Source organism: Sphingobacterium sp. UBA7855 (assembly GCA_002500745.1).
Classification (GTDB): Bacteria; Bacteroidota; Bacteroidia; order Sphingobacteriales; family Sphingobacteriaceae; genus Sphingobacterium.
Window position 1 is genome coordinate 126,533 of the sequence record DLST01000011.1, and the last position, 13,741, is coordinate 140,273.

At 39.2% G+C, this 13,741-nt stretch carries 14 protein-coding genes; 9 read left to right on the top strand and 5 right to left on the bottom strand.

What is annotated here, in order from left to right; translation table 11 throughout:
- The first annotated feature begins 361 nt into the window (after positions 1-361).
- Both fabG and B2107_RS09310 read left to right on the top strand, forming a co-directional pair.
- Complete coding sequence (gene fabG, locus B2107_RS09305; RefSeq protein WP_293955267.1) at positions 362-1,105, top strand: 3-oxoacyl-[acyl-carrier-protein] reductase; 744 nt, start codon at positions 362-364, stop codon at positions 1,103-1,105.
- A gap of 249 nt (positions 1,106-1,354) precedes the next feature.
- Entirely contained in the window at positions 1,355-2,335 is a 981-nt protein-coding gene (locus B2107_RS09310) for an acyl transferase (protein ID WP_293955269.1), read from the top strand.
- A 111-nt stretch (positions 2,336-2,446) separates the two neighbouring features.
- Here the strand turns inward: B2107_RS09310 and ypfJ are convergent, their stop codons facing one another.
- Positions 2,447-3,316 (bottom strand): KPN_02809 family neutral zinc metallopeptidase, encoded by an 870-nt coding sequence (ypfJ, locus tag B2107_RS09315; RefSeq protein WP_293955270.1) that lies wholly within the window; start codon positions 3,314-3,316, stop codon positions 2,447-2,449.
- A gap of 281 nt (positions 3,317-3,597) precedes the next feature.
- Between ypfJ and B2107_RS09320 the strand changes: the two genes are divergently transcribed.
- Positions 3,598-4,179, top strand: coding sequence for a PhnA domain-containing protein (locus B2107_RS09320; RefSeq protein ID WP_293955272.1), 582 nt, complete (start codon positions 3,598-3,600; stop codon positions 4,177-4,179).
- An 85-nt stretch (positions 4,180-4,264) separates the two neighbouring features.
- Here B2107_RS09320 and B2107_RS09325 read toward each other — a convergent pair whose 3' ends face one another.
- Positions 4,265-5,188, bottom strand: coding sequence for a polysaccharide deacetylase family protein (locus B2107_RS09325; RefSeq protein WP_293955274.1), 924 nt, complete (start codon positions 5,186-5,188; stop codon positions 4,265-4,267).
- 234 nt (positions 5,189-5,422) lie between these two features.
- Positions 5,423-5,935: a hypothetical protein gene (locus B2107_RS09330; protein ID WP_293955276.1), complete on the bottom strand. Its 513-nt coding sequence runs from the start codon at positions 5,933-5,935 to the stop codon at positions 5,423-5,425.
- 223 nt (positions 5,936-6,158) lie between these two features.
- Here B2107_RS09330 and B2107_RS09335 point away from each other — a divergent pair, with 223 nt between their 5' ends.
- A complete protein-coding gene (locus tag B2107_RS09335; RefSeq protein WP_293955278.1) occupies positions 6,159-6,734 on the top strand; it encodes an NADPH-dependent FMN reductase in 576 nt (191 codons plus the stop codon).
- A gap of 51 nt (positions 6,735-6,785) precedes the next feature.
- Here B2107_RS09335 and B2107_RS09340 read toward each other — a convergent pair whose 3' ends face one another.
- Both B2107_RS09340 and B2107_RS09345 read right to left on the bottom strand, forming a co-directional pair.
- Positions 6,786-7,652, bottom strand: coding sequence for an aminotransferase class IV (locus B2107_RS09340; protein WP_293955280.1), 867 nt, complete (start codon positions 7,650-7,652; stop codon positions 6,786-6,788).
- A 19-nt stretch (positions 7,653-7,671) separates the two neighbouring features.
- Positions 7,672-8,718, bottom strand: coding sequence for an RluA family pseudouridine synthase (locus B2107_RS09345; protein WP_293955282.1), 1,047 nt, complete (start codon positions 8,716-8,718; stop codon positions 7,672-7,674).
- An 18-nt stretch (positions 8,719-8,736) separates the two neighbouring features.
- On the opposite strand from B2107_RS09345, the gene B2107_RS09350 reads away from it, so the two are divergent.
- The 5 genes from B2107_RS09350 to ppk1 all read left to right on the top strand — a co-directional run bounded on the left by B2107_RS09350 (position 8,737) and on the right by ppk1 (position 13,642).
- Complete coding sequence (locus tag B2107_RS09350) at positions 8,737-9,684, top strand: 1-aminocyclopropane-1-carboxylate deaminase/D-cysteine desulfhydrase (protein ID WP_293955284.1); 948 nt, start codon at positions 8,737-8,739, stop codon at positions 9,682-9,684.
- A gap of 129 nt (positions 9,685-9,813) precedes the next feature.
- Entirely contained in the window at positions 9,814-10,377 is a 564-nt protein-coding gene (locus B2107_RS09355; RefSeq protein ID WP_293955286.1) for an NADPH-dependent FMN reductase, read from the top strand.
- Between the two features lie 78 nt (positions 10,378-10,455).
- A complete protein-coding gene (locus tag B2107_RS09360) occupies positions 10,456-11,034 on the top strand; it encodes a DJ-1/PfpI family protein (RefSeq protein ID WP_293955288.1) in 579 nt (192 codons plus the stop codon).
- Between the two features lie 10 nt (positions 11,035-11,044).
- Entirely contained in the window at positions 11,045-11,422 is a 378-nt protein-coding gene (locus tag B2107_RS09365; RefSeq protein WP_293955290.1) for a hypothetical protein, read from the top strand.
- Positions 11,423-11,572: 150 nt separating this feature from the next.
- Complete coding sequence (gene ppk1, locus B2107_RS09370) at positions 11,573-13,642, top strand: polyphosphate kinase 1 (RefSeq protein WP_293955292.1); 2,070 nt, start codon at positions 11,573-11,575, stop codon at positions 13,640-13,642.
- Positions 13,643-13,741 lie beyond the last annotated feature (99 nt).

Below are 13,741 nucleotides of genomic sequence, written 5' to 3' on the forward strand. Positions count from 1 at the left end.
ATTAAAATTATATAAAGTGAGTAAACGCTTACTGCTAAACACGAAATCCGTTTGCTAGAAAAATAAAAAGCAACGCCTTTGTAAACATCCGCAGCTGGCATCATGTTCTGCTAATTTAAAACCTTATTTATCGAAAGATTTTGTGTTATAATATAGTTTTAACATTTTTGCAAAATGTCTATAGACGACAGCGATAAAAAATAAAAAAAAGAATCGTTGTGGCATAGCTAGATGGCGGCCGAAGGAATTGAGCACGTTTGGTATTGATCTCCATAATGAGTGAGATGAGCAACGCAGCAGGAAGTCGGGACGATGGCTCTATGTCGTATCGTAAATAATTAAAGATAAATAACTTATACAGATGAAAATACTCGAAGGAAAAATCGCTTTAATAACAGGAGCATCGAAAGGAATCGGAAGGAAAATTGCAGAAGTTTTTGCACAACATGGTGCTAACGTCGCTTTCACCTATCTTTCTTCTGTCGAAAAAGGACAGGCGTTAGAACAGGAGCTTCAGGCTTTCGGTACGAAAGTAATCGGCTATCGTTCTGATGCTTCAAAATTTGAAGAAGCAGAACAATTAGTCAACTCCATTGTTGCCGATTTCGGCGGACTGGATATTGTCGTAAACAATGCCGGTATCACAAAAGACGGCTTATTGATGCGTATGACTGAAGAAAATTGGGACGATGTCTTAAATGTCAATCTAAAATCGGTCTTTAACGTGACCAAGGCAGCTTCAAAAATTATGATGAAAAACCGCAAAGGTTCATTTATTAATATGTCTTCCGTAGTGGGTGTTCAGGGAAATGCTGGTCAGGCGAATTACGCTGCGTCAAAAGCAGGTATTATCGGATTTACAAAATCTGTCGCAAAAGAATTAGGTTCGCGAAATATCCGTGCGAACGTGGTTGCTCCAGGTTTTATACGGACGGAAATGACGGATGTATTGGATCCGAAAGTTGTTGCCGGATGGGAAGCAGGAATTCCGTTGAAACGTGCTGGACAGCCGGAAGATGTTGCTAATGCCTGTCTTTACTTAGCATCAGATTTATCGGCATACGTAACCGGTCAGGTCCTTCCTGTTGACGGCGGTATGCTATAAAATTGAACAAGCTCAGATGCTTTTTTTAAAATTGGATCTGAGCTTGTTAGACGATTTGTAGGACATGCGTTTTCCTATAGTACACAATTGAATAAGTGCACTGCAGCTTAGTCCGAAGAATAATTACCTACACTGCTCATCGGCTATGCTATCATTCAATATCACTACGCTTTCGATAAAACTGAAACAATAAGACCTGTTAATGTTTCTAAATTTTAATTAATTTTGTCTATCAAATTTTTAAATGCTATGACGAATTGGAAGGATTTTTTTGAGATTAAAACCGAGGACGATTTTAATCAGCAGTGTTTAGAGATCTACCAATTCCAAAGCCAGCATTGTAAAATTTATCGGGACTATATCCGCATCCTGGGAAAGGATAAGGCCCCCATTGAACACTATACGCAGATTCCTTTCCTGCCCATTGAATTTTTCAAAACCCAGCAGGTTATCACCGAAGGAATGGAGGCTGAAATAGTCTTTTCCAGCTCCGGTACAACGGGAATGATTACTTCAAAACATTATGTAGCCGACCTCAATATCTATGAGCGTACCTTTCGTGGGATCTTCGAAGATTTCTACGGCCCTTTGAGCAATATTGCCGTACTCGCGCTTCTCCCATCCTACTTGGAGAGAAGTGGATCTTCTTTGATATATATGGTTGACGATCTTATGGAACAAAGTGACCAACCTGAAAGCAATTACTTTCTGTATAACCATCAAGAGCTATACAAAACCCTTGTACAGCTCAAAAATAAGGGGACGAAGACGATTCTCTTTGGAGTAACGTATGCGCTTCTCGATTTTATCGAACAATATGCCTTCGATTTTCCAGAATTAATCATTATGGAAACAGGAGGAATGAAAGGAAAGCGCAAGGAAATGGTCAAAGAAGAAATCCATCAGCTTCTTGAAAAAGCGTTTGGTGTGGTCGGAATTCACTCTGAATATGGAATGACGGAACTGCTATCTCAGGGCTATTCCTCTGGTCAAGGAATTTTTCAGCTACCAAAATGGATGAAAATACTGATCCGGGATACGAATGATCCACTGAGTTTGATTGATTCAAATAAATCTGGAGGAATTAATGTTATCGATCTAGCGAATCGTTATTCCTGTTCGTTTATCGCAACACAGGATCTAGGGAAAGTACATGCGAATGGATCCTTTGAAATATTGGGCCGCTTTGACCAAAGTGATATACGGGGTTGCAACTTGCTGGTTCAATAAGGATTTAAAAAAGAGTATAAGATAGCATTGTACCCGATTGCCGGTACTTAAATAAAAAAAACACTTGATCACGTTGTGCTCAAGTGTTTTTTTATTGCATTAAAATCAACCTTATTTCAGGCTTGGGTCCTCAAAAGTGTTACCCGATCGCATATCCCCAGAATCATATCCTTTTTTAAACCAGGCCATTCGCTGTGCAGATGTTCCATGGGTGAATGATTCGGGTACAGCATAACCCTGTGCTTCTGTTTGCAGCTTATCATCGCCGACCGCCTCAGCCGCTTTCATGCCATCCATAATATCGTTATAATCAATTTTTATATCGGTATACTCGTTGAGATAATGTGCCCATACGCCTGCATAAAAGTCCGCCTGTAGTTCGGTCATGACAGAGATTTTATTATTTTCCCGCTCACTAAGCTTAGCGCGTGCTGCATTGGTTTGGGGTAACAGTCCAACCAACTGCTGAATATGATGTCCAACCTCATGTGCTATCACATAAGCCATCGCGAATTCTCCTTTTGCGCCAAATTTATCTGACAACTCTTTACTAAAGCTTAAATCGAGGTAAATTTTTTGATCACCAGGACAATAGAATGGGCCATAAGACGCTTGTCCCATACCACAACCGTCTGTTTGCGTGCCACCATCGTAAAATACGAGTGTTGTTGGTGTATAGTTTTTCTGCATTTGTTCTTTAAATAGCTTTGTCCAGACATCTTCGGTGCTTTGGAGCACAGTCAATGAAAACTCTGTTAGCCTTTTTTCTTCAGGATTTAACTCACGCGGCTGCCCCGACTGTTCGGTCTGCGCCCCCATATTTTGGGCTTGTTGTAAGAGTTGCGTCGGATCTCCTCCCATCAGAAATCCTATCACTAAAACAATAATTCCCCCTATTCCTCCTAATGCTATTTTTCCACCCCCCGACATCCCCCTGCGGTCTTCAAAATTACCACTTTGTTTTCCACCTTGCCATTTCATAGTATTGCCAAATTATAGTTAATATTCGTTTCCAAAGCTGGACTAATACAAAATCAATACCAACGTTCTAGATACAGAGGTTTTATTTTAAGAAAAAAATTGTAACGCATTTTGCAGGCCAACATTTTTTAGGTCCATAAATTCACCGCTATCGAAAGATGTTCATCATCCAAAGTAATGCATTAAAATAGCACTAGAGGCGGCAAAATTAGTAAAGTTGTGATATTGGTCATTGTGTGTCAGAACAAATTTGGCTAAGTTTGGACTTTCAAAAAATAGATATGAAGTTAGAAGAACAATTACAGGCGAGAGCTGGTGGAAAATGTGAATTAACGGGCAATGAATTGACATTAGTTGCCTATACACTACCTCCAGAAATAACGGCAAATTTGGACAATACCTTACTGATTTCAGAAAAATTAGTCAACCAGCTCAATAAAACAGAACAATTAAATCCCGAAGACTGGAAATTTCTTCCAAATGCGATGTGGTCTGAAAATGCGGCTGTACAAATTGTATGTTGGCGGATGTTAAGCCGTTTAAAAAATGAAGGCTGGGCATCGGAAGCATTGGATATTTTATATTTGGATGACGAAACGTTAGCTGAAGCTAAAAAAACCGGCGACCACGAAAATGACGGCTATGTTTCCTTTCATGAAGATAGCATTGGTCAAAGACTCTTTGAAGGTGACACGGTTGTATTAACAAAAACACTCGACGTAAAGGGCTCTTCTCTCAAAGCCACGTTAGGTACAGTTGTGAAGAATATCAGACTGGTAGCCAACAATATCGAGCAGATTGAAGGAAAGATTGAAGGTCAGACGATCGTTATTTTAACCAAATATCTCCGTAAGCAAAACTAAGTATCGCCACTTTCAAAAGCGAAAGGCTTAAAAAGAGTGGAGTAACCCGCTCTTTTTAAGCCTTCTTATTTTTTAACTATTTTCATCATCTGGGATAATTCCGCACAAACTCAAAGTGATAGTTTGGATGTTGTTTTAGGCTATCGATTAAATCTGATAAAAGTCGCTGCCCTTTTTTAGTCTGGTACATATTATCATGTGTCAACAGTACCACATTGTTTTTCGTATACGACGTTCCTTTACGAAGTAGATTCTTCATTTGGGTATATAATTGATTTACGGACAGGTCTGGCTTTCCCGTCACACCATTAATTTTCCATTCACAATCCCAACCAATGACCTTATAACCATTCTGATGTAGTAATTCGGCTGTCGACCCCCCTGTTTTTAAATCAACTTTCTTACGGTCTCCGATATACCAGATATTCCTTCCCGGCAATCGCACGATTTTATGCTCGAGCCCCAAGGATTGCTCAGCAAGTTCAAAATCCTCAAAAGCAGCCTGCGGATTGGAATAAAATACAGTATACTTGTCATGTGCGTGCCAAAAGCTATGGTTATAACAATCAACTAAAGGATTACGCTTGTAACGTTCGGTATAGCTGTGCAACTTCTTACTCATTTTATCATGATGACCGATCAGAAAAGTATTGATTTTAATACCTTTTGCAGTTGCAATGGAATCAAGATACTGACTTCCATTCAGAGGCCCATCGTCAAAAGTAAGATATATATAACGCGGAGAAACAGTATCGGTCAATAATACAGTTGTATCCTTGGCGCTTTTAAAGGGCTTATCTTCCTCTATTTTATTCAGGGTGTCTTTTTGTAAAGAATCTACGCTACTGACCGAGTCCTGCACTGTAACTAAACTATCTTTTACGGCCGGGATGGAATCATCCGGAGTACCACCATTTTTAACCTTGCTCTCCCCACCTTGATTACAGGCATATAACCCTAAACTAACAATCCCTACCCATACCGCACCGAAACGAATCCCTTTTCTCATTACAAAAATTAACTTACACATTGCTATTGTTTCACAAACCTATGGTAGACACGACATGCAGCTCCGATAGATTTATTGTAGCGCAAAAATAAGATAATTTTTACGAATCAAGGTATTCTGTTTTTTAATTTATTTAGGAGTAAAAAAAAGAAGAATCTATGGCCTTATAGATTCTTCTTTATACTTCAATTGAACGACGTACTCAATTAAACGATCGTATTTCAATGTAACGAATTAGTGCCTGTGCTTTCCAGGTCCATGCCCAATACCGCGTCCATGATGACCATGTCCTCTATCTTGTCGACGACCTTCGTTCCATGAATGTCCACGGCTTACCTTGCGGCGCTCGCTGGCAAATGAATACCCACCGCCGTGACGGCTGTCGCGAATTGCCACCTGTCTTCCGCGGTATCCCCCGTAACGACTTCTATACCGGTCGTGATGATGCCACGGTGTACGGTCATTAATAACCACCTTGTGCACTCGGTAAAAATCATAATGTCTATATCTTCTTGGAAGGTTAGCTCTCCTTACCCAGCCGCCATGGTCGTAATAAACATAACATCTCGCGGGCACATCGTAATACATATTATACTCTGGAATATAATAATATCTGGCATAATCATAACCAACTGGGCCCCAACTAGGCTGACTTCCGATGTTGACGCGAATACTGACTTGCGCCTGTGCAGCATTCACCATAAAAAGGCCTGCAATGACAGCAGCTGCATAAAGCAATTTTTTCATAAGTAACTCCTCCCTTAGTTTGTAATTTCTTCTTTACAATACGACAACAAACTGCATGCAAAAGATTAATATCAAAATGTTAATTTTTGTTAACTAATTGATAAAAAACTCATTATTAACACCTTGACTAACCTGATTATTCACAATAAAGTGAAAACATTATTGGATACTATGTTGTTCAAATAATAGATAATAGTTAATAGAAACTTTAACAACAGATATGATGAGCACATATAACGTAGGTATATTAGTTGGTAGCTTAAGAAAAAACTCTTTTAATAAAAAGATTGCGGAGTACATCGTTGATCAGGAGGAATCTAAATTTCGCTATAGCCTGATCGATATTAGCGATCTTCCTGTGTATAATCAGGATTTCGATGATGAAGGCACTCCGCCGGCTAGCTATACAAGATTTCGTCAAGAGGTTAATGCATTGGACGCTGTACTCTTTATCACGGCAGAATATAACCGTTCAGTTCCTGCTGTATTGAAAAATGCACTCGATGTGGGGTCAAGACCGTATGGTAAGAACAGTTGGGATGGCAAACCTGCTGCAATAATATCTTCTTCCATTGGTGCATTAGGCGGTTTTGGTGCCAATCATCATCTGCGGCAGTCGCTTGTATTCGTCAATCTTTTGACAATGCAACAACCCGAAGCATATATCGGTAATATTGAGTCCAGTATCGGATCTGACGGAAAAATTGAATCTGAAGAAACGAAGGATTTTCTAAATAGCTTCAAGGATGCATTTGAGCAATGGGCTGAGCAATCTATAACTACAAAAGGGCAGGATTAATTCCCGCCCTTTCTAAATTCTTGCCTCTCTTGGCACTATGACTCTACCGTGCTAGTCTTGCTCATCACTGATATTATAGTTCCAAGTGAGTAGTTTTTCCTGCAGAATACGGGATATTTTATTAAAGTAGCGCTTTTGCTTATACCCCATCACCCATTGCACACCTTGTACAGCATTGGTACAAAAAATCTCATCGGCCCTTTTCATAATCTCGGGGCTTATTTGGGCTTCAACGACTTCAATACCTTCATCTTGAGCCATGTCCATGACTACCCTACGCATAACTCCCTCGATACATCCTTCGGACAGTGCAGGGGTATAAAGTACTTTCTCATAAAAGACAAAAATATTGGATGTCAGTGATTCACATAAATAGCCCTCCTGATTTAGGATCAATACATCGTCAAAGGCCATTTTCTTTTTATAAATACCGGCCAGAACATAAATCTGCGCATTTAAAGACTTGATTTTTGACAGATCGCTATATGGTTTCTTAAATTCATTGTACAAGCCGACGATCAGCCCCACCTTCTTATCCCGAAGATTGGGTTCTAGCCGTTGTACCTGCAAAACAAAACCGGGCTTATTAGTTGTCGGACTATACAGACCGCCACCTGATCGAAATACGATCAATCGGATACGAACCTGCTGCCCCAACATATTATTTTTACGGATTAATTCTTCAGACCGCGAACGAATAAAAAATTCGTCAAATAGATTTGCATCGTCCAGATGAATCAATTCCATGCCTTTCTGTAAACGTTCGACATGAAAATTTAGAAAACGGATATCACCATCCTTATAGAGCATGGTTTCGAACAACCCATCCCCGTAACGAAAACCTCTATTCTCAATGCTAAATATTTCCTGATTTTCCGGCACTACATTGCCATTGAAATTAATATAGTTTGTTGGCATCTTAATTTTGTTCTAAATTTTAACCATTTTCTACAGCCATTGAATTTGCTGCGTATCCGCGCCATTTTTCTAAAGCTAAACGAAAATCTTCAGGGTATGGTACTTCAAAGTACATTTTTTCTTTTGTGGTAGGATGAATGAATCCCAGTACTTGCGCATGCAGTGCTTGACGAGGCAGCAAAGAAAAACAGTTATCGACAAACTGCTTATACTTTGAAAACACGGTACCTTTTAAAATCTTGTCTCCGCCATACATAGCATCGTTAAATAGCGGATGCCCGATAGACTGCATATGCGTACGGATCTGATGTGTTCTTCCCGTTTCTAGCTGGCATTCGATTAAAGTGACATAACCTAAGCGCTCCAAAACTTTATAGTGTGTTACCGACCAACGCCCCTTCTCTTCACTATCATACATCGCCATGATGCGTCTGTCCTTAAGATGACGTCCAATATAACCTGTTATCGTTCCGTCTTCTTTTAAATCACCCCATACCATGGCGATATACTTGCGTGTAATGCTGTGGTCGAAAAACTGTTTCGCCAAAAAGGCCATGGACTTTTCATTTTTGGCGATAACCAATAACCCAGATGTATCTTTATCAATTCGGTGTACTAATCCCGGACGATCAGAATTTCCCGGTAGCTGTGGCAGCTGCTGAATATGATAGGTGAGCGCATTCACCAAAGTTCCTGTATAATTATTATATCCTGGATGTACAACCATTCCAGCCTCTTTGTTCACAATCAGAACGTCATCATCTTCATATTTGATATCCAAAGGAATATTTTCTGGATAGACTTCATTATCACGCGGGGGATCAGGCAACACCAATGTAATTACATCACTAGGTCTGACTTTATAGCTCGCCTTAATTTCCTTACCGTTGACCATGACAGAACCTGCTTCTATCGCATGCTGAATTTTACTCCGCGTAGCATTTTCCACTCTGTTCATCAGATATTTATCAATGCGGAGTAATGCCTGCCCCTTGTCCACCTCTATCCGTAGATGTTCAAATAATTCTTGTTCTTCCTGATCTTGTAATCCAATTTGTTCTGTCATCCTACAAAAATAAACCAAATGAAACAATTTTCGTTAAATTTGTTTTCATTTAATGTTATGTTGCCGTTCAAAATCCACAGTCCCGAAACTGAATTGCATCTCCCTGCTTGGGAGAAGAAGCATGTAAAAGTAACGCTTAAGCGGGATGACTTCATACATCCTTTTATTTCAGGGAATAAATGGCGTAAATTAAAATACAATCTAGCGGAAGCAATACGGCTTCAGAAGAATCATCTTGTTACATTTGGAGGTGCCTGGAGCAATCATCTTTTAGCTACAGCCTGCGCCGGAGCAAGCTTTAAGTTTAGAACAACCGCATTTGTCAGAGGGGAAGAAGGCGTCAACAACCCAGTTTTAGCCATGTGCCGACTGTTTGGCATGCAGCTTATTTACGTCGACCGCGAATCATACCGAAATAAAGAAAATTTATACGAGCGTTATTTTGGTCAGGATCCAACGACATTCTATATACATGAAGGCGGTTACGGTACGCTCGGAGCTAAAGGTTGCGCCGAACTGGTCGATGAACTCCAACAAGAATACCAGCATATTTTTACCGCTTGTGGTACCGGCACAACATTGGCGGGAATAGCCAACGCCATAGATAAACGGGATGCATTGACGCGTGTGCATGGTATACCTGTTTTAAAGAATGGAGGCTTTATTCAAGCGGAAGTCGATCAACTTTACCCCAACATAACTGCTCCTATTTTACATCTTAATTACCATTTTGGAGGCTATGCAAAAGCAACTGCCGACTTATTGTCTTTTGTTCAAAATTTTGTAACAACTACTGGGATACTGATTGAGCCTACATATACCGGCAAATTGCTCTATGCCGTGGATGATCTGATAAAAAATGATTACTTCACTCCAGCAGACAAAATACTTGTGGTGCATACCGGCGGATTAACAGGCATTCTTGGTATGTATGAACGTTTCAATTTTATTGATGTACATCAATAAATACACTTCCGTATCCCACAAAGACATTTGATTGACTTTTTTTTAACGATTATATTGTATGTTTGACCATCTTTTAAAGTAAGAAAGACTGTAAATAAAAGGAATAAAGATTAAATTAATAATATAACGATGAAAATATTAGCATTTGCAGGCACAAGCAATAAAAATTCTATCAATAAAATGTTCGTCACAAGTACGTCGAAATACTACAAAGAAGCAGAAGATACCATCGAATTGCTCGACCTAAACCATTTTGAAATGCCTATCTATTCTTACGATAGAGAAGCGGAGCTAGGCATTCCGCAATTGGCTTATGACTTTGCCGCAAAAATGGATGCGGCAGATTTTCTTTTGATTTCTTTGGCTGAACATAATGGTTCGTATACTTCAGCCTACAAAAATATTGTTGACTGGGTTTCGCGTATTCCCAATCGTAAATTATTCAACGGCAAACCTGTTTTCTTGTTAGCTACGGCACCAGGTCCAATGGGTGGTGCAACTGTATTGAACACTGCTGTCAACCGAATTACCTGGGATGGTGCGGATATATTAGATTCATTCTCTCTTCCTGAATTTCACAAAAATTTTGAAGAAGGTAAAGGGATTATAGATCCGACCTTAAGAAGTCAATTAGAGGCTAAAGTAAGAAAGACAAAACGTATTCTTGCGGAAAAATTAGCGATACAAGGTTGACAAAAGATTAACAAATAATCATTGTGAAAACCTCTTTTAATATGTAAATTGAAAACCTATTAAAAGAGGTTTTTTGATATGGCAAAAAAAATATTATTACTAGTAGGAGACTTTGTAGAAGATTACGAAGCGATGGTTCCATTTCAGGCAATGGGTTCCATAGGAATAACTGTAGATGCAATTGCACCAGACCGAAAAAGCGGTGATGTAGTGCCAACAGCAGTCCATGATTTTACGGGCGACCAGACCTATAAAGAATTGCGCGGACATAATTTCGCTATCAATACGGATTTCGATCAGGTAAATGTTGAAGATTATGATGGTTTATATATTGCTGGTGGCCGATCGGCAGAATATATACGCCTTAACAAACGTGTTTTGGAGATTACAAGACACTTCTTTGAACATAATAAACCTGTCGCGGCAATATGTCATGGTATTCAAGTGCTGACGGCATCAAAGGTTCTTGAAGGACGTACGCTCACCGCCTATGTTGCTGTAGGTCCGGATATCGAATTGGCTGGTGGTACGTGGAAAAATATCCCTGCAGATCAAGCAGTCGTGGATGGAAATTTGGTCACTTCTCCCGCTTGGCCAGGACATCAGGCAATTTTGAAAGAGTTTTACAAATTATTAGGCATAACAATTACAATTTAAGTGTATTTTAATGAAGAAGAATAAAAGGTTATGGCTGCTGGCCATACCAATTTTGGTGCTGTTGGGATTTATTTTAAAAGATAGCTTCAATCAAAAAAGTATTGAAGATTTACCAGGGGGGTTTAAGGAAGTTGCGTTTGTCAGAAATGAACAAAATAAAGGTGGTATCATCCGTATCTATGCTGTGACCGTGGGTGACATTTTAAATGCAGATTATACAGGCTGTCTTGAGCTCATGCCTGTTAATGATTATGGAAGTATAACAACCGTGTACTTCTTCGATCGAACGGCTCCTTATCCAACAAGTCTATCGATCGATACACCGCATTTCGACACCACAAAATTCAAAGCAATTCAAATCTCAAAGAAATACGGAAAAAAGGACTAGACCTTGCCAAACGGAAAGATATATCCCCGAAGTTTTTATAAACCTTCGGGGATATTTTTTGGAATAACTTAATAATTCGTTAACACAAAAAAGTTCGATTATACCCGATAGAGCTATAGTTTTGCTTTTTAAATTTACGTATATTTAGTTATGGCGAAGAAATTTATTCCTAGAGATGTTAGTTGGTTGAGCTTTAATGGAAGGGTGCTCCAGGAAGCTGCGGACGAAACGGTTCCTTTACCCCTAAGAATCAAATTTTTAGGTATATTTTCAAATAACCTTGATGAATTTTTCCGTGTACGTGTTGCAGGACTAAAGCGAGCTATAGACCTAAAAGACAAAAGTGCCAACCAGTCATTTTATGAAGACCCACAGCTCATTCTCGAAGAACTCAATATCAGGGTGATCAAACAGCAAAAGAAATTTGACAGTACCTGGAACCGTATCCAAAAAGATATGGCCAAACAACATGTCTATATTAAAACCAGCGAAGAACTGAATGTCGAACAGCAAAAATTTGTCAGTGACTATTATCAGGATGACGTCGAATCGAACGTTATCCCCTTAATATTAGATGACGTACGACCAATGCCCTATATTCGCGACAAGAGTCTTTATTTGGGTATTGCTATGGGGAAAAGGGAATGGCAATATGAAACGAAATTTGCTCTCATTGAGATTCCTACAAGTTCAAATGGGCGCTTCGTACAGTTACCGTCACCAAAGGATGAAAAGCACATTATACTTTTGGAGGATGTGATCAAGTTTAATCTGCCATTGATATTTTCCTATTTTGGTTTCGATGTATTCCATGCTCATGTCTTTAAAGTAACGAAAGACGCCGAATTTGACATTGATAACGACATCAATACAAGCCTTGTTGAGAAAATTAGCAAAGGGGTAAAAAATAGAAGAAAAGGCAAACCGACACGCTTTGTATTCGACCAAGAAATGAACACGAAGTTGGTGGAATTCTTGATCAAAAAACTTAACTTATCCAAAAAAGATAGTATTATTCCAGGGCAGAAAATACACAACTTTAAACACTTTATGGACTTTCCAAATGTATTTAAGTCCTACAATCAACCATTGGAGAGAACGTCTTTTCCGCATCCTAGTTTTCAAAATTACGAGCGTGTAACGGATACTGTACTAAAAAGGGATGTGCTACTCTCCTTTCCTTATCATGAGTTTAGACCGATTATTGATCTTCTCCGCGAGGCAGCGATGGATCCGGATGTGAAGACCATACAGATTACAGCATACCGCTTAGCTTCAAGTTCAAAAATTGCAAATGCCTTGATCAATGCCGCTCGCAATGGAAAAGAAGTCACGGTGATGCTCGAACTCCGTGCAAGATTTGATGAGGAAAATAACCTGGACTGGAAGGAAAAGCTCGAATTGGAGGGCATTAAAGTATTGACTGGTATCCCAAATAAAAAAGTACATGCAAAACTATGTGTTATAAAAAAACGTGCTGGCATGAAAACAATCCAATATGGTTTTGTCAGTACAGGAAATATCAATGAAAAAACAGCAAAATTATATGGAGACTATTGCCTGTTAACGAGTAACAGAGATGTGATTGCCGATATCAATAAGATTTTCAATTACCTTCGACGTCCTAAATCAAACCCCGCTGAAATTATCAAAAATTGTAAAAGCCTTTTGGTATGCCCAACGGATATGCGCAAAGAGCTGCTTCATTATATCGATCAAGAAATTGCAGAAGCCAAAGCTGGGCGAAAAGCTTACCTTATTGTGAAGGTAAATTCACTGAGCGACAAGGAAATGATTAAAAAGCTCTACGATGCGGCAACGGCTGGTGTTAAAATCGACCTTATTATTAGGGGAATCTACTGCGCAACAAACCAGAAGAATTTTAAACTGCAGATGAATGCCATTTCAATAGTAGACGAATATTTAGAACATGCACGTGTGATGTATTTTTATAACGCTGGCCGAGAGCAGCTATTTATTTCGTCAGCGGACTGGATGACACGAAACCTCGATCATCGTATTGAAGCAGCCGTAAAAATAACAAACAAAAAAATAAAGGAGGATTTAAAAGAAATGCTTCAAATTCAGCTTAATGATAATGTCAAGGCACGGATATTAAACAATTCGCTGAGCAATCATTATGTAGAGAATACCAAGGCGCCATGCCGGTCACAAATTGAAATATACAATTACCTGAGAAAGAAATTAGCTGATCATTAGGTGCATTTTCTATTTAAAAGACAATAGACGGAAATTGGCGGATGATTTAAATACGGACGAGAATCAACGTTTTATTATATTAATTCAAGCGCAAGTTGT

Excerpts from the sequence above, each read along its gene's own strand:
- fabG (WP_293955267.1), top strand. The coding sequence starts at position 362 with ATGAAAATACTCGAAGGAAAAATCGCTTTAATAACAGGAGCATCGAAA.
- B2107_RS09310 (WP_293955269.1), top strand. The coding sequence starts at position 1,355 with ATGACGAATTGGAAGGATTTTTTTGAGATTAAAACCGAGGACGATTTT.
- ypfJ (WP_293955270.1), bottom strand. The coding sequence starts at position 3,316 with ATGAAATGGCAAGGTGGAAAACAAAGTGGTAATTTTGAAGACCGCAGG.
- B2107_RS09320 (WP_293955272.1), top strand. The coding sequence starts at position 3,598 with ATGAAGTTAGAAGAACAATTACAGGCGAGAGCTGGTGGAAAATGTGAA.
- B2107_RS09325 (WP_293955274.1), bottom strand. The coding sequence starts at position 5,188 with ATGAGAAAAGGGATTCGTTTCGGTGCGGTATGGGTAGGGATTGTTAGT.
- B2107_RS09330 (WP_293955276.1), bottom strand. The coding sequence starts at position 5,935 with ATGAAAAAATTGCTTTATGCAGCTGCTGTCATTGCAGGCCTTTTTATG.
- B2107_RS09335 (WP_293955278.1), top strand. The coding sequence starts at position 6,159 with ATGAGCACATATAACGTAGGTATATTAGTTGGTAGCTTAAGAAAAAAC.
- B2107_RS09340 (WP_293955280.1), bottom strand. The coding sequence starts at position 7,652 with ATGCCAACAAACTATATTAATTTCAATGGCAATGTAGTGCCGGAAAAT.
- B2107_RS09345 (WP_293955282.1), bottom strand. The coding sequence starts at position 8,718 with ATGACAGAACAAATTGGATTACAAGATCAGGAAGAACAAGAATTATTT.
- B2107_RS09350 (WP_293955284.1), top strand. The coding sequence starts at position 8,737 with ATGAAACAATTTTCGTTAAATTTGTTTTCATTTAATGTTATGTTGCCG.
- B2107_RS09355 (WP_293955286.1), top strand. The coding sequence starts at position 9,814 with ATGAAAATATTAGCATTTGCAGGCACAAGCAATAAAAATTCTATCAAT.
- B2107_RS09360 (WP_293955288.1), top strand. The coding sequence starts at position 10,456 with ATGGCAAAAAAAATATTATTACTAGTAGGAGACTTTGTAGAAGATTAC.
- B2107_RS09365 (WP_293955290.1), top strand. The coding sequence starts at position 11,045 with ATGAAGAAGAATAAAAGGTTATGGCTGCTGGCCATACCAATTTTGGTG.
- ppk1 (WP_293955292.1), top strand. The coding sequence starts at position 11,573 with ATGGCGAAGAAATTTATTCCTAGAGATGTTAGTTGGTTGAGCTTTAAT.